Raw genomic sequence first — 20,562 nt, 5'->3', positions numbered from 1 at the left:
ATCTATAGCGCCACTACCATCGCTTTACCTGCATATTTAACAACCTTATCAGCCTTGGCAGTTAAAGCTACATCCGAGCCATGAGCGCCTTTAACCATCACAATATTAAACGTGCGGCTTTTCAGCTGGCCCGGAAAATGACCTTTAGTATCGGATATGCTAAGTTTACGTGTTTTATCGTTCCAGCTTAATGTAAACGTAGCTGACTGTCCTTTTTCGTAATTGTAGTTATCGTTTTCATCCTCATAAAACTTAAATGAGGCATTAGCGCCGGGGTAAATCCGAAGCTCGATATTGCTGTTTGGTTTTTCGGTAGCATATTCAACATCCGGGCCCATTGGTATAATTGAGCCTGCTTTTACATATAATGGCAAAATCCCGATAGGTGCCGCGGCGCTGATGGTTTGGCCGCCGTCAAGCAGTTCGCCTGTCCAGAAGTTATACCATTTGCTGGCGGCAGGCAGGTAAACCTGGCGGGCCTTGGCTTTTTTATCTGCATCACTTGAAGTATATAGTTGCTCGGTTACCGGGTTAACCATAAAGGCCGGCCCAAACATATACTGGTCAGGAATGCCGTAAACCTTGCTGTCGCCGCGGTAATCAAATGCCAGCGAACGCATAATGGTATAGTTATCGTTAGTTACACGGCCTGCCAGTGAGTAAATGTATGGCATCAAACGGTAACGGAGTTTATCAAAGTTAAGCAGGATCGATCTTGTATTTTCATCCCAGTTTTTGCTGAAGATAGCGCGCTCACCTTTACCGTGGATGCGGAAAATAGGGCAAAACGTACCGAACTGGAACCAGCGGGTAAATAACTCGCGCTTATCCGGCTGCGACCAATCGGCAGGTTTCCAGTGATAGTGATAACCGCCGATGTCTGACGTCCAGTAAGGGATGCCAGAGGTACAGGCATTAATACCTTGTGGTACCTGGTCTTTAAAATCATGAAAAGTACATTCAATATCGCTCGACCATAATGTAGACGCGTTGCGCTGCTCGCCGGCAAAGGACTGCCTTACCAAAAAGAAAGCACGCTTACCCGGAATATCCCTGCGCCAGCCTTCGTATACGCCTTTAGTATGCTGTAATGAATAAGTGTTAAAATAGTCGATGCCTTTGCCAATGGCAAAATTACTTTGACGGCGGGCGTCAAGCAACGCCCCATTATCCGGCTCGCATTGATCAATCCACCAGGCATCCCAGCCGTAACGTTTAATGAGGCTGTCGCGGGCCTGGTCCCAGTAAAGCTCACGGGCTTTAGGGTTATGGGCATCATAATAAGTATCAAAAGTGTGGGTAACCACGTTATCCCAGGTGATATCGGTTAAACCTCCCATTTTGTTCAGCGCATCATAATTAGGGGTGCCTTTACCAAACACCGGCCAAATAGAGATCATGGCATGGATATTGGCTGCGTGTAAAGCATCAACCAATTTTTGCGGATGCGGGTAACGTTCCGGTTTCATTACATGTGAGCCTATCGGCAATGGGTCCCAGTAGTACCAATCCTGCACAATCACATCAACCGGGATATGGTTATTGCGGTAATTATCCTTTACGGTAAGGATTTCGTCCTCGCTCAGGTACCTGTCCTGCGATTGAAACAAGCCATAAGCCCATTTACCAAACATCTGCGCTTTGCCGGTAGCGGTTCGATAAAGATCGATGATATGGTCAAAGCCCGGCCCGTAAAAAAAGAAATAATCAACCTGCTTACCGCTTTCGGATACATATTTAAATTTAGTGTTGTCCGCTTCGGCACCATAAAAATTACTGGCCGAATAGTTATCCCACATTAAGCCATAGCCTTTTGTTGATAACAGCACCGGGATAGCACCTGTAAGATATTTAATAGCCAGGTCCTGGTTACGGCCTTTGTAATTGATCGACATAGAATCTAAGGGATGGCAGCCTAAACCAAACAAGGCCTCATCCTTCGGCGATGCAAATTGTGTAGTAACGTTATAAGTGCTGATCCCCGCAATGGTTGCCGGAGTAATGGATTTATTGTCGCTGTCCTCGGCAGTGATCACGTTACCCTTCAAATCGGTATAGGTGATGGCATTGGTGGCCTTATTGATCTTTACTTTCAGCTTTGCCGTAGTAATAACCACCTCGGTTTTCCCATCAGTAACCTGGTACGCTGAATGCTGAACCCATTTATTATTCACAACCAATGATGGCTTGGTCTCAAAAGCATCAAAGATGGTATATTTTATTTCGATGATATCGTCCCTGCGGATAAGCACTTTCATCAAACCTTTGTCGAGCGTGAAAGTAACGCCCTCAGCCGATTTTTTGAAAGATTTAATAACTGCCATAGCCGGCATGGCGGACAAGCCAACCAAAAGAAAAATGAACCACGCAATCGATTGCCTAACTTTTGCGCCTTTATGAAATACCTGTTTAAACATCATGATTATCACTGATTTGGTTTATACTGAGTGTGAGATTAACACTTAATTTGACACCGTGAATATAACTTACTTTTTTTAATTGGAGTAATTTTTTTATTGTCGAATTATCAGTTAGCTACTATAAGCCCCGAATATTGAGTATATCTTAAAGGTGATACAATTACCACGCCTTTTAATCAAAGTGGTGATACTATATTGTCAGTGTTCCAATGTTAAAAACAGGGTGTTCTACTAATGGAATGATGTTTTATAACTTACTGATTACCAATAGCAATCTGTTCATGTCGACTGAAAGGAGGTTTTGGCCCGTTCGTAACAATCTGCTTATAAATATCATTATTGCGCGAAATTTAACAAGTGTTCAGCCTTATAAAATGGGACAGTTTTTTTACCGGTGACGATGCCTTCGCCGGGCCACCGGGTAAATACTTTTTTAATTCCCCCACAATTTTTCTGCTTGATCCGTAAATAGTTGATTGGCGGGATTGAGGCAGAATTATGAAAAAGCTTGTAAACGCAAACAGCCTTAGTTATTAACTAAGGCTTTTGCGATGTAGCACCATTGAAGGTGATAAAGGGTGGCACCGACCTACTCTCCCACGTTTTACCGCAGTACCATCGGCTCTGGCGGGCTTGACTTCTCTGTTCGGAATGGGAAGAGGTAGACACCGCCGATATAGGCACCTGAATTTCTTTTTATTAAGGTGAAGCTTAAAGGTAAAAGGTTAAAGGTTTCTTACCTTTCGCCTTTATCCTTTGGCCTTTCAGCCTCATAAATGACATATTATTGAAAGAAGGAATTGAATGTAGAGAAAACAACAGCTTTGTTGTTTGTTTGTGGTTGATAGTTCATGGTTCATCGCTGCATATTACTATGAACTATGATCCAATTACTATCAACCCTTTTTTCTATCTGAAGAAAGCTTCGGGCAATTAGTATTACTCGGCTATGATGTCACCACCTTTATACCTGTAACCTATCAACGTAGTAGTCTCCTACGACCCTCAATGGAAGTCTCATCTTGTGGCTAGTTTCGCACTTAGATGCTTTCAGCGCTTATCTATTCCCAACGTAGCTACTCTGCAGTACACCTGGCGGCATAACAGATTCACCAGAGGTTAGTCCAACCCGGTCCTCTCGTACTAAGGTCAGCCCCACTCAAACTTCCTACGCCCACAACAGATAGGGACCGAACTGTCTCGCGACGTTCTGAACCCAGCTCGCGTGCCACTTTAATGAGCGAACAGCTCAACCCTTGGGACCTTCTCCAGCCCCAGGATGTGACGAGCCGACATCGAGGTGCCAAACCTCCCCGTCGATATGAGCTCTTGGGGGAGATCAGCCTGTTATCCCCAGCGTACCTTTTATCCTTTGAGCGATGGCCCTTCCATGCAGAACCACCGGATCACTATATCCGTCTTTCGACCCAGCTCGACTTGTCTGTCTCACTGTCAAGCAAGCTTATGCTATTGCACTCCGCGTACGGTTACCAAGCGTACTGAGCTTACCTTTGAAAGCCTCCGTTACCTTTTTGGAGGCGACCACCCCAGTCAAACTACCCGCCAAACAATGTTCTCCACTTTGTAGAGTTAGACACCAAATACAGAAAGGGTGGTATTTCAACGTTGACTAACCAACTCCTAGCGAAGCTGGATCACAGTCTCCCACCTATCCTACACATCCTGTATCCGATATCAATGTTAAGCTATAGTGAAGGTGCATGGGGTCTTTCCGTCCCGTTGCGGGTAACCGGCGTCTTCACCGATACCACAATTTCACCGAGCTCATGGCTGAGACAGCGCCCAGATCGTTACACCATTCGTGCAGGTCGGAACTTACCCGACAAGGAATTTCGCTACCTTAGGACCGTTATAGTTACGGCCGCCGTTTACTGGGGCTTCGATTCAATGCTTCGCCTTGCGACTAACATCCCCTCTTAACCTTCCAGCACCGGGCAGGTGTCAGGCCATATACGTCATCTTGCGATTTTGCATAGCCATGTGTTTTTGTTAAACAGTCGCCTGGGCCTTTTCACTGCGGCTGACATTGCTGCCAGCGCCCCTTCTCCCGAAGTTACAGGGCCATTTTGCCGAGTTCCTTAGCCATGATTCACTCGAGCACCTTAGGATTCTCTCCTCGACTACCTGTGTCGGTTTACGGTACGGGTTTTTATTACCTGAAGCTTAGCGGGTTTTCTTGGAAGTCTGATTACCTGAACTATCACCTTGTCCGAAGATTCGGTGTACTATCAGCTTTCAGCAAAGTCTGCGTACTTAACTACAAACTCTATACCTACAGCCTTTAACGAACTATTCCGTCAGTTCGCGTCAGTGTCACTACTCCGTCACCGCATCGCAGTAATAAAAAGTACTGGAATATTAACCAGTTGTCCATCGGCTACGCCTGTCGGCTTCACCTTAGGCCCCGACTAACCCTGATCCGATTAGCGTTGATCAGGAAACCTTAGTCTTTCGGTGGGCGGGTTTCTCTCCCGCCTTATCGTTACTTATGCCTACATTTGCTTTTCTATTCCCTCCACAGTCAGTTACCTTCCTGCTTCTCCGACAAATAGAATGCTCCCCTACCAGTCACATTACTGTGAATCCATAGCTTCGGTATACTGCTTGATGCCCGTTTATTATCCATGCCCGATCGCTCGACTAGTGAGCTGTTACGCACTCTTTAAATGAATGGCTGCTTCCAAGCCAACATCCTAGCTGTCTGTGCAATCGGACCTCGTTAGTTCAACTTAGCAATAATTTAGGGACCTTAGCTGATGGTCTGGGTTCTTTCCCTCTCGGCCATGGACCTTAGCACCCATAGCCTCACTCCAGCGTATATTATAAAGCATTCGGAGTTTATCTGGATTTGGTAGGATTTGACTCCCCCGCACCCAATTAGTAGCTCTACCTCTTTATAACTCAACCGCCAGGCTGTTCCTAAAAACATTTCGGGGAGTACGAGCTATTTCCCAGTTTGATTAGCCTTTCACCCCTACCCACAAGTCATCCGGAAACTTTTCAACGTTTATCGGTTCGGTCCTCCAGTACCTGTTACGGCACCTTCAACCTGCCCATGGGTAGATCACAAGGTTTCGCGTCTACCTCCCCTGACTATACGCCCTTTTCAGACTCGCTTTCGCTTCGGATCCGTGTCTTAAACACTTAACCTTGCCAGGGAAGAGTAACTCGTAGGCTCATTATGCAAAAGGCACGCCGTCACCCGTTACCAGGCTCCGACCGCTTGTAAGTACACGGTTTCAGGTTCTATTTCACTCCCCTGTTCGGGGTTCTTTTCACCTTTCCCTCACGGTACTGGTTCACTATCGGTCTCTCAGGAGTATTTAGCCTTACCGGATGGTGCCGGCAAATTCCCACAAGGCGTCTCCGACCTCGCGGTACTCAGGATACCACTATCCTATTATCTATTACCCGTACGCAGCTCTCATGCTCTATGGCAGGGTTTCCCACCCCCTTCCGGTTCTATTTAATATTCATGTTGTGGTCCTACAACCCCTGCTATGCCGTAACATAACAGGTTTGGGCTTCTTCCATTTCGCTCGCCACTACTCTGGAAATCACTATTGTTTTCTCTTCCTCTGCTTACTTAGATGTTTCAGTTCGGCAGGTTAGCGCATTTATGCAGTTATTCTTCAAATAACTAGGTTTCCCCATTCGGAAATCTGCGGATCAATTCATATTTGCTAATCCCCGCAGCTTATCGCAGCTTATCACGTCCTTCTTCGCCTCTGAGAGCCAAGGCATCCCCCGTGTACCCTTTCTTACTTTCTTCTACTCTTGCGCCTTTTGCGCCGCAAGGTATGTCTTTATTTTAGTCCGTCGTTCGACAGAGTCAAGAGTTCAGGAGTCAGGAAGCAAGATTACTCTTGTTTCTTTATTCTTGTAATCTTGGTTCTCAATCAAACAACTTCCTATCTGTTGTTTTCTCTTGTTTTCAATTACTTCTTCCAATATGTCAAAGAACGTTAGTTTTCATCTGTAGCGTAACCTATATTATAGTTACTGTAGAATACTTGGTGGAGAATAACGGATTCGAACCGTTGACCCCCTGCGTGCAAGGCAGGTGCTCTAGCCAGCTGAGCTAATCCCCCGAAGGATAAATTAATTAGTGATTTGGTGATTTATTGAATTAGTGATTGCTTTTCAATTCACTAACTCACTAATTCCTTAACTCGCTAATTGCCTTGTTGTAGTCCCGAGCAGATTTGAACTGCTGACCCCTACATTATCAGTGTAGTGCTCTAACCAAGCTGAGCTACAGGACTATTTGTTTTTAGTTGCAGTTATCAGTTGCAGTTTGCAGGACTTTTCTGCCTACTGCTGCTGCCACTGCTTACTGCCACTTGTCCTGTGCTTACTTTCGTTTACACATTCCACAGATGGCTTCATCTTCTGGGTTTCCTTTTGTCTTTTTTTTGTGTTTTAAGAAATATCATGTAGGTAACAGTTCCGAATTACTCAGAGATACTGCTCCAGAAAGGAGGTATTCCAGCCACACCTTCCGGTACGGCTACCTTGTTACGACTTAGCCCCAGTTACCGACTTTACCCTAGGACGCTCCTTGCGGTTACGCACTTCAGGCACTTCCAGCTTCCATGGCTTGACGGGCGGTGTGTACAAGGCCCGGGAACGTATTCACCGCGTCATTGCTGATACGCGATTACTAGCGAATCCAACTTCACGGGGTCGAGTTGCAGACCCCGATCCGAACTGTGAATGGCTTTATGAGATTGGCATCCTGTTGCCAGGTAGCTGCCCTCTGTACCATCCATTGTAGCACGTGTGTAGCCCCGGACGTAAGGGCCATGATGACTTGACGTCGTCCCCTCCTTCCTCTCTATTTGCATAGGCAGTCTGTTTAGAGTCCCCACCTTAAATGCTGGCAACTAAACATAGGGGTTGCGCTCGTTGCGGGACTTAACCCAACACCTCACGGCACGAGCTGACGACAGCCATGCAGCACCTAGTTTCGTGTTCCGAAGAACTGTGACGTCTCTGTCACATTCACTAACTTTCAAGCCCGGGTAAGGTTCCTCGCGTATCATCGAATTAAACCACATGCTCCTCCGCTTGTGCGGGCCCCCGTCAATTCCTTTGAGTTTCACCCTTGCGGGCGTACTCCCCAGGTGGAACACTTAACGCTTTCGCTTAGACGCTGACCGTATATCGCCAACATCGAGTGTTCATCGTTTAGGGCGTGGACTACCAGGGTATCTAATCCTGTTTGATCCCCACGCTTTCGTGCCTCAGCGTCAATCATACTTTAGTAAGCTGCCTTCGCAATTGGTGTTCTGTGACATATCTATGCATTTCACCGCTACTTGTCACATTCCGCCTACCTCAAGTACATTCAAGCTCTTCAGTATCAAGGGCACTGCGATAGTTGAGCTACCGTCTTTCACCCCTGACTTAAAAAGCCGCCTACGCACCCTTTAAACCCAATAAATCCGGATAACGCTTGGATCCTCCGTATTACCGCGGCTGCTGGCACGGAGTTAGCCGATCCTTATTCTCAAGGTACATTCAACCCGGTTCACGAACCGGGGTTTATTCCCCTGCAAAAGCAGTTTACAACCCGTAGGGCCGTCTTCCTGCACGCGGCATGGCTGGTTCAGACTTCCGTCCATTGACCAATATTCCTTACTGCTGCCTCCCGTAGGAGTCTGGTCCGTGTCTCAGTACCAGTGTGGGGGGTCATCCTCTCAGATCCCCTAAACATCGTCGCCTTGGTATGCCGTTACCACACCAACTAGCTAATGTTGCGCATGCCCATCTTGATCCTATAAATATTTGATTATAATACGATGCCATATCATAATGTTATGCGGTCTTAATCTCTCTTTCGAGAGGCTATCCCCCTGATCAAGGTAGGTTACATACGTGTTACGCACCCGTGCGCCACTCTCATTAGGAGCAAGCTCCCAAATCCCGTCCGACTTGCATGTATTAGGCCTGCCGCTAGCGTTCATCCTGAGCCAGGATCAAACTCTCCATTGTAAAATGTTTTGTTTAACCACTGACCCTATTATTAATTAATAGAATCTGTATTATATATCTTTATACAGTCTCTCTTCTTTTTGTAACTCTTCAGCTTTGTTTAACCTTGGTTAGACTTCGCCTCCCGTTACGCTACATGATTTCCATTTCTTAAAAGAACTTGCTCGCTTCATCATCCGAATCAGCTATTATGTCGTCGCAATTCGCATTGCTTAACTTGTCAGTTTGTTTCCCCGAAAATCGCTTCCGGCTCTTTTGTTTTACTCATTAACCATCGTTAACTTTCTCCCTTCTTTTATTGACTGAACTCGCTCAGCCTCAACTTCTTTCGCTCTCTCAAGCACCCTTCCGTTTGGGTCTGCAAAGGTAGGAAACCTTTTCTTATTTCCAAAACTTTTTTATTTTTTATTTTTAAAGTTTCAGACCCGCTTCTCTCTCTTCTTCTCCTCGTTTGCGGGCTGCAAAGGTGTGGATTTTTTTTCATTCCCACAAAAAGATTTTCAATCTTTTTTTCCTTTACTTTTCTATCCTTTTAATGTACTAACCCGCTAACTCACTTCCTCGTTTGCGGGCTGCAAAGGTAGCCACTTTTACGCCTTCTCCAAATTATTTCTACCTATTTTTCTTAATGTTTCCTTAACATACTATACATCAGGTAAAAAAAGTTTATACAAGCCTCGAAAACCAGCGTTAGGGATAGCAGCGGGTACCGGCCAACGAGCGTAATGCCTGCAGGCGTATGAGCGAATAGCCCGGCCGAAGGCAACGCCCTCATTCAGCTTGCTGTTTTAAGCACACAATTAATACTTACAAAAATCACGGGGCATCAACATCCGGTCTATAGATAATTTATCCATTTGCAAACCTCTACCATATACTTAGGAAGACAACCGCCGGAAACTCACCCAACGGTGATTTGTCTACCTCCGGCACACTATTTTCCTAACTTTTCATTTACAATACCTAAAACGATTTATAGAAATCTATATTTGTTAAACAACCGATTCAAAACACAACACATCTTATATTATAATGGAGGAAAAACCGCTACGGAGCCGGCAATGGTTTGGTAAAAAGGGCAAGGATGACTTCATATATCGCGCCTGGATGAAAAACCAGGGCATCCCGGCACATCAGTTGCAGGGAAAGCCGGTGATCGGCATCTGCAATACATGGTCGGAGCTTACACCTTGCAATGCCCATTTCCGGGAATTAGCCCAATCTATAAAAAATGGCATTTATGAAGCCGGTGGCTATCCCGTTGAATTCCCGGTGATGTCTTTAGGCGAAACTTTGGTTAAACCTACTGCCATGCTGTACCGAAACCTGGTAAGTATGGATGTTGAAGAGAGTATCCGTGCAAATCCGCTTGATGGCGTGGTGCTGCTTTGCGGCTGCGATAAAACCACGCCGGCACTGGTAATGGGAGCCTGCAGCGTAAATATTCCAACCATAGTAGTATCGGGCGGGGCCATGTTGACAGGTAAATACCGGGGCCGGGATATCGGCACATCGGATATCTGGCGCTTTTTCGCCGATCATCAAACCGGGCAAATGAACGATGAAGACCTTTATACTGCCGAAGCCTGCATGGCCCGCAGCCAGGGGCATTGCGCGGTAATGGGAACGGCATCAACAATGGCCTGCATGGTCGAATCGCTGGGACTTTCACTGGCAGAGAATGCGGCTATCCCCGCGGCCGACTCTCGTCGTAAAGTATTAGCGCACCTATCGGGCAATCGCATTGTCGATATGGTGCATGAAGACCTGAAACCTTCAGACATCCTGACCCGGGAGGCTTTTGAAAATGCCATCACCGTTAATGCGGCTATTGGCGGCTCTACCAATTTTATTATTCACCTGCTGGCCATAGCAGGCCGCATAGGGGTTGATTTAAGTATGGATGATTTCAATACATCATCCCGCAAAATACCCTTACTGGCCAATCTGCAGCCCTCGGGTAAATATTTTATGGAGGATTTTTATTATGCTGGTGGTTTACCGGCTTTAATGAAAGAGCTTCATGAACAACTTAACAGCGATACTATAACCGTAAGCGGCCACCCTATATTACGTAATTATGAAAACAGCGAATGTTTTAACCGCGAACTGATAGCGCCGGTTGATAATCCTTTTAACCCAACAGCGGGTATAACGGTACTTAAAGGTAATCTTTGCGAGAACGGGGCTGTGATGAAACCGTCGGCGGCAAGCCCGGGCTTAATGCAGCATACCGGTAAGGCCGTTGTATTTGAAAATATAGAGGATTTTAATCATCGCATTAACGACCCGGCATTGGATGTGGATAAAAACAGCGTTCTGGTATTGAAAAATGCAGGCCCCAAAGGCTACCCCGGCATGCCCGAAGTTGGCAATATGCTGATCCCGAAAAAACTGGCCGACCAGGGCATTACCGATATGGTACGCATCTCCGACGGGCGGATGAGTGGTACGGGCTTTGGCACGGTAGTACTGCATGTATCACCAGAGGCAGCCATCGGCGGAACATTGGCTATAGTACAGGATGGCGATATAATTAAACTTGATGTACCCGCCGGTACACTGCACCTTGAGGTTAGTGATGAAGAAATTGCCGAAAGAAAATCAAAGCTGGCATTAAATAACAATATCAGCAAACGGGGATACACTTATTTATACCAAACGCATGTAGAGCAAGCACATTTGGGAGCTGATCTTGATTTTTTAAGAGGGGGCTCAGGGAGTGAGGTTTTAAGGGATTCGCATTGAGAGAGACAAAATAACAAATAAGCTTTGAGCGAGGGCCGGTCAGTCTGAGCCTGACGAAGACTCGCGCGCAGAGGCCCTCCCACCATGCTTCGACATGCTACCCATGACAGCAAGCAATTAGTTAACCAACCATCAACCTAAAAATGATAACTGATAAATTTAACGGACAGGTAGCTATAGTAACCGGTGCCGGACAAGGAATAGGTTTTGAAATAGCTAAACAGCTAAGTCTCGCCGGTGCGTATGTATTATTGAATGATTTGAGTGAGGAACTGGCTGTTCAGGCATCCGATACCATTAACGGGCTCGGCGGTAATTGTTACCCGATAGCCGGCGATGCTTCGGACATTGATTTTATACAACAAATGGTTGATGAAGCGGTACAGCGTTATGGCAAACTTACCATTGCCGTTGCCAATGCCGGGATCACTTTGTTTGGCGATTTTTTGAATTACCCTGCCCAATCCCTGCAAAGTGTAATGAATGTTAATTTGCAGGGCAGTTTCTTTTTAGCGCAAAGGGCAGCCAGGCAAATTGTTAAACAAAAAAGCGGGGGCAGTATCCTGTTCATGTCCTCCGTTACGGGGCACCAGGCCCACCAAGACCTTGCCGCTTACGGTATGACGAAAGCCGCGCTTGAAATGCTGGCTAAAAGCCTGGTGGTTGAACTATCACAACATCAAATTACCGTGAATACCGTGGCCCCCGGTGCCACCCTTACCGAGCGCACGATGGAAGATGCCGGATATCAAAAAACCTGGGCCCGCATTACCCCTATGGGTCGCGCCGCAACTGTTGAAGATGTGGCAAACGCGGTGTTGTTTTTGGTTTCGCCAGATGCAAGGCAAATTACCGGTCAAAATTTGGTAGTTGATGGGGGGTGGACGGCGGTTAGTACTTCTCCATATTAGTGTAGTGAATGGTTGATTAGGTTGATAAGTGAGTGGTTTCCTTTCTTTGGATTAAAACTTGCGAAGTTTTAACGAGCTATAAGGTTATTCAACAGATAATCAAATGTAAACTTTGGTTCGTAACCAAAATACCGTTTAGCCTTTTCGCTCACATAAACCCGGTCGATACTTTTTGGGAACTCCCAGCCTTTTGATAGATAAACAGTTTCAGCCTGAGGATAATGCTTTCTTATTGCTTCGAGAGGGTTCTGTTTTAATTGTACAAGCTCATCTTTTTTAAAGGGTGAACTACTGGTGATATTAAAGATCTCGAACTCAGGAAAAGTTTGTTCCAAAGCTAATCGGAGGCCTTCGGCGCCATCGCGTTCATCGAGGCCGCGGTACAGGCGGTGATTTAGTTTGAGGTTATCTGTTTCGGGCAGGAAACGGCCAACTCTATACACCGATGCCTGTAAACCTTCGCGGTAAAAAAAATCCTTACAAAGCTGCTCGGCGGTTTGCTTGGTGATGTCGTAAATATCCCGTGGTTTAATAGGCAGTTCTTCATCAACCCAAACGGCCTGGTTAGCATCCACCATCGCATCGCCATAAATAGATGTAGTACTGGTATACAGCATTTTTTGAACGCCATTAGCAATACAGGCATTAAGCAAATTGAGTGTGCCGTAAATATTCACATCGATGAATGCTTCGCGCGGATAGTTCAATTCATAATGTTTACCGTGGATTGCTGCCGTATGAATAATTGCATCGATATTTTGAGTGACTATTAAAACAGCATCTTTATTTAATATATCAATCAGTTCATTGGTAGTTTCGGCCGGGATGATATCAATGCCGGTAACCTGGTGCCCATTTATCCGAAGATGGTTAACTGTAACCGCGCCCAATCTTCCTGATGATCCTGTTACTAAAACGCGCATAAGTTAATGACCGGGCGCAATAGCCAATATCCGGGACCACTCGGGGTGGCGTTTCAGGTACGAAGCCACGTAAACACAAAGCGGCACCAGTTTCAGGTTATTCTGTTCGATATAGTTGAATGTTTTTTCAACAATGGCCGATGCCACGCCTTTGCCTTCCAGCTCAACCGGCACTTCGGTATGGATGAGGTAAATTTTATCGTCCTTTTTTTTGTAGTCGATAAAAGCGCGGTAGCCTTCAACAGTCAATTCAAAATTGTGGATGGCCTCATTATTTACCAGGGGGATTTCTTCGTATTTCATAGCGTATATATTACGGGGTGAACAAATGTATAAAATGTTCACCCCGTTTAACAGAAATTACTTCTTAATTCCCCAAACCGATACCGATCCAGCCTTCACTTTAAACTCGGCCCAGCCATCAGCGGTGATCACTACTTCCTCGCCGTCATGTTTGTTTAAATAGTCCACAAAAACTTTACCGGCATGCCCGGCCCCAATTTCCATCTCCTTAAAACCATCCTCACTGTTTGAAATCACTACGGCACAACCTGAATCTTCGTGATCGGTATCGCCTTCACGCGTCCAGCCTATGCAGTTAGGGTGGTCAAAATAATCGCGCTGAGTTCCGTAGGCCATGTTTTTCCTTACATAAAGCATGGTTTCCAGTTCGGTTACTACAGGCAGCTCTATTTCATGATCTTCGCCGTCACCACCTTTGTCGGTATATTTTGAGCCATACATATCGGCATAAAAAACACAGGGATAACCGGCCTCACGCAGCAGGATCAACGCATAGGCCAAAGGCTTAAACCATTGCTCTACCGGTTGCTCTAACGATTGCAGCGGTTGAGTATCGTGATTTTCAACAAGTGTAACTGCCAGTTCGGGTTTTACACTTAAGAGCGTATTATCAAAAATGGTAGTAAGATCATAATCTTTTCCGCCCCTTGAGGCATGATGAAAGTTATCATGCAGCAGGGTATCAAAAAGCGACATGCGCCCTTCGGTAGCTTCAATATATGCTAACAGTTTAGGCAAATCAAAAGCCCAGTACTCACCAACGGTAAAAAACTCATGTTTAAACTCGTCGCGCATATAATCAAGCCATTCGTTGTAAAAGCCATGATCCATATGTTTTATGGCATCAAGCCTGAAGCCATTAAATTTTGCGGTTTTAAAATACCATTTGCCCCACTTTTTCAGTTCGTCCCGTACGCTTGGGTTACGGGTGTCGATATCTGAAAGCATAAGGTAATCAAAATTGCCGTTTTCGTCGTCAAGCACATCTTTCCAGCCCTCGCCATATTGGTTCTGGATACTGAATATGGCCGTCTCTTTTTTATAGGCATCATAATCAATACCCGAAAAGCACTGCCAATCCCATATAAATTTGGAGTATTTGCCTTTACGGCCCGGGAAAGTGAATTTGGTATATGCGCCTATTTCGTAAACCTCGCTTATAAACTCGTTACGGTTGGCGGGGTCAACCTTGCGGGCATTCACCTTTTCAATTTCATCGGCACCGCCCATATGGTTAAGCACCACATCAACATAAACCTTTAACTGGGCTTTTTGCGCCGCAGCTATCGCATCGAGATATTCTTGTTTGGTGCCGTATTTTGTTGCGATTGTACCTTTCTGATCAAACTCGCCAAGATCATAAATATCGTAAACATCATACCCGGCCGAGAGCCTTCCGCTTGCCGCTTTATAAGCCGGCGGAAGCCATACCGAATCGATCCCTTTTTTCTTCAGGTTTTCTGCATCATTTTTTAACTGATTCCACAATCTGCCTCCGGCGGGGTAATACCATTCAAAAAACTGCAGCATTGTAAAATTTTCCATGCTTTTAATTAAGTAAGCTAATTATAAATGACTACTTAACTAAATATAAACAGAAAGGTTTTATCCCGGCTTAACCTCGATGTTAAATCATTATGAACCTGTTTACCCGGCATGAATCTGGCGGATGTTTTGTATGACACTATCCGGGCAATGGTTTATTACAGCCGCTTTCGTCAATAAGCACGACGATACAGTCACTGTAATACCCCGTTTTAACACAATTAGAGCTATTTCCGGATTAGAAATCTTATTTAAGGATCAATACCGGGTGCCTGGCATTTAAAGACAAAGCTTCGGTTATGCTGCTGTGGGTTAAATTATAAAAAAAGCTGTGTTTGCCCGGCAGGGCAATGATCAATTGTACCTGCTGTTCTGTAGCAAAATTGAGTATGCCCCGTACAATATTTTTATCTTCCGAATAATGAAGCTTACATTCATAACAATTAACCAGCTGTTTTACCGATGCTTCAAATTCGGCCTCCCGGCCAATATGCTTTTTCTTCGGGTCGACATACAGAAGCATCAGCTTTGGGTTAAGCCAGCTGTGCGACGTGTTAAGGCCCTTTAAAACGCCGAGCCGGGCTACGGCTTCCAAATCACAGGGTACCAATGCCTGCTCTATTTTCTGATAATTACAATCAGGCGGAATGATCAGTACTTTTACCGGGCTGCTTTTTGCAATTTCGATGATCTGTTCGCCAATCATACTTAACTCATGCCCCATATCGCCGCCAACTATCATCAGGTCGGGGTGCTGATCTTCAACTACATTGTGTATAGCCCTAACAATAGGCTCAGTGCTAACTACCGTTTCTATCTCAATATTTTCGTGGCAGCGGTTTTTCAGCTTTTTCATGAGATCCTTAAGCTGAACTTCTATTTTTTGCCGCTCATTTTCAATATCATCAGCGCTTATCAGTAAAAAATCGGGCGAAGGAAGGATTTGTTCATATACCGATGTATAATAACTTTTGAGCAGTATAATTTTCTTTACCGGCATATCACAACCCATGTCGGCTGCATATTTTATAGCATTGGTATTGGTGTCGGAAAAATCTACCGGTATTAATATAGTTTTCATAACAAACAATTTAGGTACGTACGAGACCCGTGCGCTTAATGCTAAATTTACGATTTGTTTAACTATTTAATACAACTATTTGCAGCTAAAACGCTAATAAAACCTTCCCCCCTTTATCATAAGCAAAAGCCTGCGCAAACTCATCAACTGTATAAGTTGCCGATGGGGAAAGCTGAAACTCGGCCCTGCCAATGGAATGTACTAAATGACTGATCATGTGAGTTTTTTCTTCGAGCGAAAGCCCAGCCACATATCCCCTCACACCAAAACCCTTAATGACCAGGTTTTTAAACACGACTTCGGCGTTGAGGTAGGCAGCCGGCTGTGGATCAAGCAAACCATAAACAATAAGGTGCCCTCCGGGCGATAATGAGGATATTATTTCAGTAGCCAGTTCCCCGCCTACCGCGTCAAGTGCCGCTTTGATGCCCTTGCCTTTGGTAATTTCATCAATAACCTGCTTAAGCTTACCGGGTTCAGGAACTATTACTTCCTCGGCTTTTAAAGCTAATAACTCTTGCTTTTGCGCCTCATCGCGTACGGTGGCTATAACACAAATACCTTTTTCGGCGGCAAGCTGTATCACTATGCGCGATACTGTGGAATGGCCCGCAGTAAGCAGCAGCCAGTCGCCGCTTTTTACTTGTGCTTCCTGTATTAAACCATATGCGGTGTACGAATTGAGTAATAATTGCGCGGCTTTTGCTAATGGGAAGGTATCGGGCAATAATACCACGTCCTGCTCGTCAACTACCACATATTGCGCCCATGCCCCTATTTTGCTAAAAGCTACCAGGCTACCTTTGGGGATAATACTGTCATGTCCGGCTTCTTCAACATAACCGGCGCCTTCCAGTCCCGCTATTTGGGGCAGCACTGGCTGATAGCGGTATTTTCCGGCAATAAAAAGCAGGTCGGCCGGGTGTACAGGGCAGGCCTTCACCCTGATGAGCAACTGGCCGGAAGCCGGTTTGGGGTAGGCTAAATGTTTCAGTTGTATCACATCAGCGGCATTGCCTGCCTGCTCAAAAACCAATGCTTTCATAGTTGAAATACAAATTTCGGCTATGAAAGTTTTTAATGAGGTTAACATCTGCTACATGGAGTGTAAGGTAAAACAAGCATGTTGGCAGGTCTGGTTTGCAAAATTGAGCTAAAAAGCTTCACTAAAATTTATACCCCAAAGCAATGCCCAGGCTCCGGGTCCTGGTTTTCTTGTATGGGTAATTACCAACCTCGATATTAGCAAGCCCTAAATTATGAACTGCATTAATCATTAAACCGTTATCAAACTCAAAGCCGGCGACTACGTTGGCTCCATAGTCGAAAGATTTAAAATTGCTCCTGTTATCACTGCCAAATTTAGCTTTGAAGCTACGGTTGGCGGGAGATGATTGCCCCGGCGATTCGTTGCTTACCGGTGTAAACCTACCTGACAAAGCCCAACCAATATATGGCCCGGCGCCCAGATAAAATTTGCCGCCATGAACCGGAATGTTATAAACCAGGTTAACCGGCACCTGGATATAATATAAACGCCATTTGCCATACATCCGGTAAACAATATCTCCGCTTAAAACTTCTTCGGTAGTTTTACTGCTTAATGAATTGAAAATAATAGCCGGCTGCAACGAAAACCTGTTGACATTAAAGCTGGCAAAGACCCCGGCGAAATAGCCGGACCCGCTTTTTTCGGCATCGCGGATCTGCACATCCGTGCCGGGCGTCCGGGATAACCAGGTGCCGCTTACGCCCGCCCTGATGCCAAATTGAATAGCGTTTGTTTGTGCGGACAATTTAAAACATGCCAATAATAGCAGGGACGACAAGGTTAAATGTAGTTTCATGTTTGTGTAAAGTATGGTTTAGAAGGGATACGAAAAAATGCGCCGGGATGCGACATTCAACAATAAATTTTAGCGATAAAAAAAGCTTACCCTTAAATGAGGTAAGCCTTATATATATAATTGTATGCGATTATTTTTAAAACTTAATGCTCATGCTTAATGTACCGCGAGTTGGGTTTTGTGGCGCCAAACGGAACGACCAATATTTTTCGTTAGTCAGGTTGTCCAGCTTAAAGCCTATGCGGTATTTAGGCTGATCATAAAACACAGTGGCATCAACCGTGGTATATGACGGTATGGTGAATTTAAACGCAGCGGTATTGGTTTGGTATGAATCACTTCCGTAGTTGCCACCCACTCCAAAACCCAAACCCTGAATTTTACCGTGGGTAATGCGATAGCTCATCCATAAGTTGGCCAACCTTGCCGGGCCGGAGTTGGCCGGACGCAAGCCCAGAATACTGGCAACACCAGGGGCTGCATTAGTAATTTTACTGTCGTTATAAGCAAAACCAGCGACGATATTGAAGCCACTCAAAGGATTGGCGATCACTTCGGCCTCGATGCCCCTGCTTAACTGGGTGCCTGCCTGGGTAATAAATCCAGTATGTGCCGGATCATCCATTATGGTATTAGTCACAGAAATATTATAGTAACTAACTGTCGAGCTGATTTTATGATCCCAGATGTCAGCCTTTATACCACCTTCCCATTGGTTGGCATATTGGGGTTTAAAAGTTGAGTTATCAAAGCTTGTGGCTGTAGGAGTAGCATTATTAAAACCATTCATATAATTACCAAATAACGATACCTGGTCTTTAACTACCTGGTAAACCAAACCAAATTTGGGCGACCATGCCGTTTGACTGAAATTGCCGGTGGTTTTGCCATCGGCGGGTGTGTAAGCGCCTTTGTTAACAAACCTGTCGATACGGATGCTGGCCATGGCGTTCAGGCGTTCGGTAATATTAAACACATCCGATACATAGGCCGCGTAAGAGCTTTGGTTATTTTGAACATAATCGCCGGGCTTGGGAGCGGCGGCGGCTACAAGTGCCGAAACTTTGTCTGCCGTAAAACTATTATAAGCTGCTCCCGGGTTAAGGTAATTGATTGCCGGTGTGCTTACGGTAACGTTGGTATTATTGCTTTTTTGATTGTAATACTCTAAACCCGCAACAATGCGGTTACGGAACTGACCGATTTTAAAATCGCCTATAAAGTTTTGCTGCACGTTAGTGATATAATAAGGATAATCTTCCTGGGTAACCTGCCGTTTTATCTGCTTGCTACTATCGACGAGGGAAAACGCGGTAACCATGCCCTTGGTAGTCGAAAAAGTTTTATTGAACATGGTTTGCGATTTCCAGTGATCCGAGATCTTGTAATTGATCAATGAATAAAGATCAATTTGCCTGCTCAGGTAATCGACCCCATTGTTACCGAAAGAACGTTTATAATCGATGCCCAGATCTTTAACATTATAGGTCTTTCCTTTGGTGTCCGGGGCGAGCCTGTAGGCCGAAGTAGCGTTCGAGTTACCTATTTCCGCGTCAACATCAACCGATAAACGATCATTAACGATGTAGGTTATGCTGGGCGCGACAAAAAAACCGCGATTAAAGCCCGCATCCTGGAAACTGTGCTCATTGTGCACCGCCGCGTTAACGCGGAACAATACGGTTTTATCCTTATTTAAAGGCATGTTAACATCGGCCGTAAGGCGATTGAGATCAAAGCTCCCTGTTTGGTAAGTAATTTCGGTACGCGACGTTTCATTAGGTTGTTTGGTAACGCGGTTAAATAAACCACCAAACGATGCAAGACTGCTGTTGAACAGCGTACCTGTAGGGCCTTTTATTGCTTCTATCTTTTCAATATCGGCGGGGTCGATGCTGTTAAAGTTATAACCTGCTACACTGTTACGGATAAAATTGCCGGTAACAAAACCTCTTGATAACAAGGTGGTACGCCCGTTATTATATACTAATGGCACACCCGTACCCGGGATATTTTTAAAACCATCTGCATAACTGGTTACAATCTGCTCTTTCATCAGTTCGCTGGTAACCACACTGTATACCTGCGGGTTTTCAAGGTTTTTCAGCGGCAGACGGGCAACATCTTCAGTTTCCTTTTTTAGGAATTTGTTATGCCTGGCACTTTTAACATACACCTCCTGCAGGTCTTTTGCCCCTTCAGTTAAAACAAAACTAACTGTGGTAATTTCGCCTACGTTAACAATAACCTCTTTGGTTTGAGTTTGCAGGCCAATAAAGCTTGCAACAACGGTGTATGTACCTGCGGGAACATTTTTAATAGTAAAATGACCGCTTTGCCCGGCAGTAGCACCAAACTTGGTATTGCTTAAAACAACATTGACAAACTCCGCAGCCTTACCATCGGCAGTTTTTACAGTACCTTTTATAGTTCCTGCGCCGGTTTGCGCAGTTGCATTGTAGTTTAAAAACAGCATCGCCAGTATAAAGCTAAAAGCTATTTTGATCACTACTTTAAGAGTTGAAGATACATTTGTTATAGCCGGCTTACCGGAAGCAAGAATAGGGGTAAATGTAAAATGCATATTTTACTTAATAATGAATTGATTGAAGGATCAGCAGTATTAATCGAGCCACAAAATTTAATAACCTGCAACCCGGATTTGGCGCAAAGTTATATTTATTTAGATTAATTACAAATAAGGTTTTAAAAAAGGGAATCCCTAACTATGTAGGGTAATGGCTCTGAATTAATTGGGAATATGAG

The 20,562-nt window shown here is 45.0% G+C and carries 10 protein-coding genes, 2 tRNA genes and 3 rRNA genes; 2 read left to right on the top strand and 13 right to left on the bottom strand.

All coding sequences use genetic code 11. The features are described 5' to 3' along the window. Positions 1-2: 2 nt before the first annotated feature. The 6 genes from ABID99_RS28005 to ABID99_RS27980 form a co-directional block, all read right to left on the bottom strand. Positions 3-2,420, bottom strand: a complete 2,418-nt coding sequence (locus ABID99_RS28005; RefSeq protein WP_373615801.1) for a TIM-barrel domain-containing protein — start codon at positions 2,418-2,420, stop codon at positions 3-5. 576 nt (positions 2,421-2,996) lie between these two features. Beyond that, positions 2,997-3,108, bottom strand: a 5S ribosomal RNA gene (gene rrf, locus ABID99_RS28000). 225 nt (positions 3,109-3,333) lie between these two features. Then, positions 3,334-6,213, bottom strand: a 23S ribosomal RNA gene (locus ABID99_RS27995). Between the two features lie 242 nt (positions 6,214-6,455). Beyond that, positions 6,456-6,532 (bottom strand) — tRNA-Ala (locus ABID99_RS27990). A 99-nt stretch (positions 6,533-6,631) separates the two neighbouring features. Further along, positions 6,632-6,706 (bottom strand) — tRNA-Ile (locus tag ABID99_RS27985). A 211-nt stretch (positions 6,707-6,917) separates the two neighbouring features. Then, a 16S ribosomal RNA gene (locus ABID99_RS27980) occupies positions 6,918-8,438 on the bottom strand. Together the 16S, 23S and 5S rRNA genes with 2 tRNA genes alongside form the textbook arrangement of a ribosomal RNA operon. 1,032 nt (positions 8,439-9,470) lie before the next feature. On the opposite strand from ABID99_RS27980, the gene ABID99_RS27975 reads away from it, so the two are divergent. Then, the gene (locus tag ABID99_RS27975) at positions 9,471-11,186 is read left to right on the top strand and encodes an IlvD/Edd family dehydratase (RefSeq protein ID WP_373615800.1); all 1,716 of its coding nucleotides are present in this window, start codon (positions 9,471-9,473) and stop codon (positions 11,184-11,186) included. A 143-nt stretch (positions 11,187-11,329) separates the two neighbouring features. Beyond that, the gene (locus ABID99_RS27970; protein WP_090534594.1) at positions 11,330-12,097 is read left to right on the top strand and encodes an SDR family NAD(P)-dependent oxidoreductase; all 768 of its coding nucleotides are present in this window, start codon (positions 11,330-11,332) and stop codon (positions 12,095-12,097) included. 68 nt (positions 12,098-12,165) lie between these two features. Here the strand turns inward: ABID99_RS27970 and ABID99_RS27965 are convergent, their stop codons facing one another. From ABID99_RS27965 to ABID99_RS27935, 7 genes are all read right to left on the bottom strand, one after another. Beyond that, entirely contained in the window at positions 12,166-13,020 is an 855-nt protein-coding gene (locus tag ABID99_RS27965) for an NAD(P)-dependent oxidoreductase (RefSeq protein WP_090534592.1), read from the bottom strand. A gap of 3 nt (positions 13,021-13,023) precedes the next feature. Next, on the bottom strand, positions 13,024-13,323 hold the full coding sequence (locus tag ABID99_RS27960) for a GNAT family N-acetyltransferase (RefSeq protein WP_090534590.1): 300 nt from the start codon (positions 13,321-13,323) through the stop codon (positions 13,024-13,026). A gap of 57 nt (positions 13,324-13,380) precedes the next feature. Continuing rightward, positions 13,381-14,868 (bottom strand): alpha-amylase, encoded by a 1,488-nt coding sequence (locus ABID99_RS27955; protein ID WP_373615799.1) that lies wholly within the window; start codon positions 14,866-14,868, stop codon positions 13,381-13,383. A 247-nt stretch (positions 14,869-15,115) separates the two neighbouring features. Then, a complete protein-coding gene (locus ABID99_RS27950; protein ID WP_188834039.1) occupies positions 15,116-15,949 on the bottom strand; it encodes a universal stress protein in 834 nt (277 codons plus the stop codon). An 85-nt stretch (positions 15,950-16,034) separates the two neighbouring features. Further along, complete coding sequence (locus tag ABID99_RS27945) at positions 16,035-16,994, bottom strand: zinc-dependent alcohol dehydrogenase family protein (RefSeq protein ID WP_188834040.1); 960 nt, start codon at positions 16,992-16,994, stop codon at positions 16,035-16,037. Positions 16,995-17,115: 121 nt separating this feature from the next. Then, entirely contained in the window at positions 17,116-17,796 is a 681-nt protein-coding gene (locus ABID99_RS27940) for a porin family protein (protein WP_188834041.1), read from the bottom strand. A 136-nt stretch (positions 17,797-17,932) separates the two neighbouring features. After that, the gene (locus ABID99_RS27935) at positions 17,933-20,380 is read right to left on the bottom strand and encodes a TonB-dependent receptor (protein WP_188834042.1); all 2,448 of its coding nucleotides are present in this window, start codon (positions 20,378-20,380) and stop codon (positions 17,933-17,935) included. Between the last annotated feature and the right edge of the window lie 182 nt (positions 20,381-20,562).

The sequence above is a fragment of the Mucilaginibacter sp. OAE612 genome, assembly GCF_041806395.1.
Lineage (GTDB): Bacteria > Bacteroidota > Bacteroidia > Sphingobacteriales > Sphingobacteriaceae > Mucilaginibacter > Mucilaginibacter rubeus.
Note: the sequence above shows the minus strand (reverse complement) of the source record. Positions and strands in the feature narration are given on the sequence as shown.

Bases quoted from the DNA above. Each gene is read 5' to 3' on its own strand.
- ABID99_RS28005 (WP_373615801.1), bottom strand. From the start codon at position 2,420: ATGATGTTTAAACAGGTATTTCATAAAGGCGCAAAAGTTAGGCAATCG.
- ABID99_RS27975 (WP_373615800.1), top strand. From the start codon at position 9,471: ATGGAGGAAAAACCGCTACGGAGCCGGCAATGGTTTGGTAAAAAGGGC.
- ABID99_RS27970 (WP_090534594.1), top strand. From the start codon at position 11,330: ATGATAACTGATAAATTTAACGGACAGGTAGCTATAGTAACCGGTGCC.
- ABID99_RS27965 (WP_090534592.1), bottom strand. From the start codon at position 13,020: ATGCGCGTTTTAGTAACAGGATCATCAGGAAGATTGGGCGCGGTTACA.
- ABID99_RS27940 (WP_188834041.1), bottom strand. From the start codon at position 17,796: ATGAAACTACATTTAACCTTGTCGTCCCTGCTATTATTGGCATGTTTT.
- ABID99_RS27960 (WP_090534590.1), bottom strand. From the start codon at position 13,323: ATGAAATACGAAGAAATCCCCCTGGTAAATAATGAGGCCATCCACAAT.
- ABID99_RS27955 (WP_373615799.1), bottom strand. From the start codon at position 14,868: ATGGAAAATTTTACAATGCTGCAGTTTTTTGAATGGTATTACCCCGCC.
- ABID99_RS27950 (WP_188834039.1), bottom strand. From the start codon at position 15,949: ATGAAAACTATATTAATACCGGTAGATTTTTCCGACACCAATACCAAT.
- ABID99_RS27935 (WP_188834042.1), bottom strand. From the start codon at position 20,380: ATGCATTTTACATTTACCCCTATTCTTGCTTCCGGTAAGCCGGCTATA.
- ABID99_RS27945 (WP_188834040.1), bottom strand. From the start codon at position 16,994: ATGAAAGCATTGGTTTTTGAGCAGGCAGGCAATGCCGCTGATGTGATA.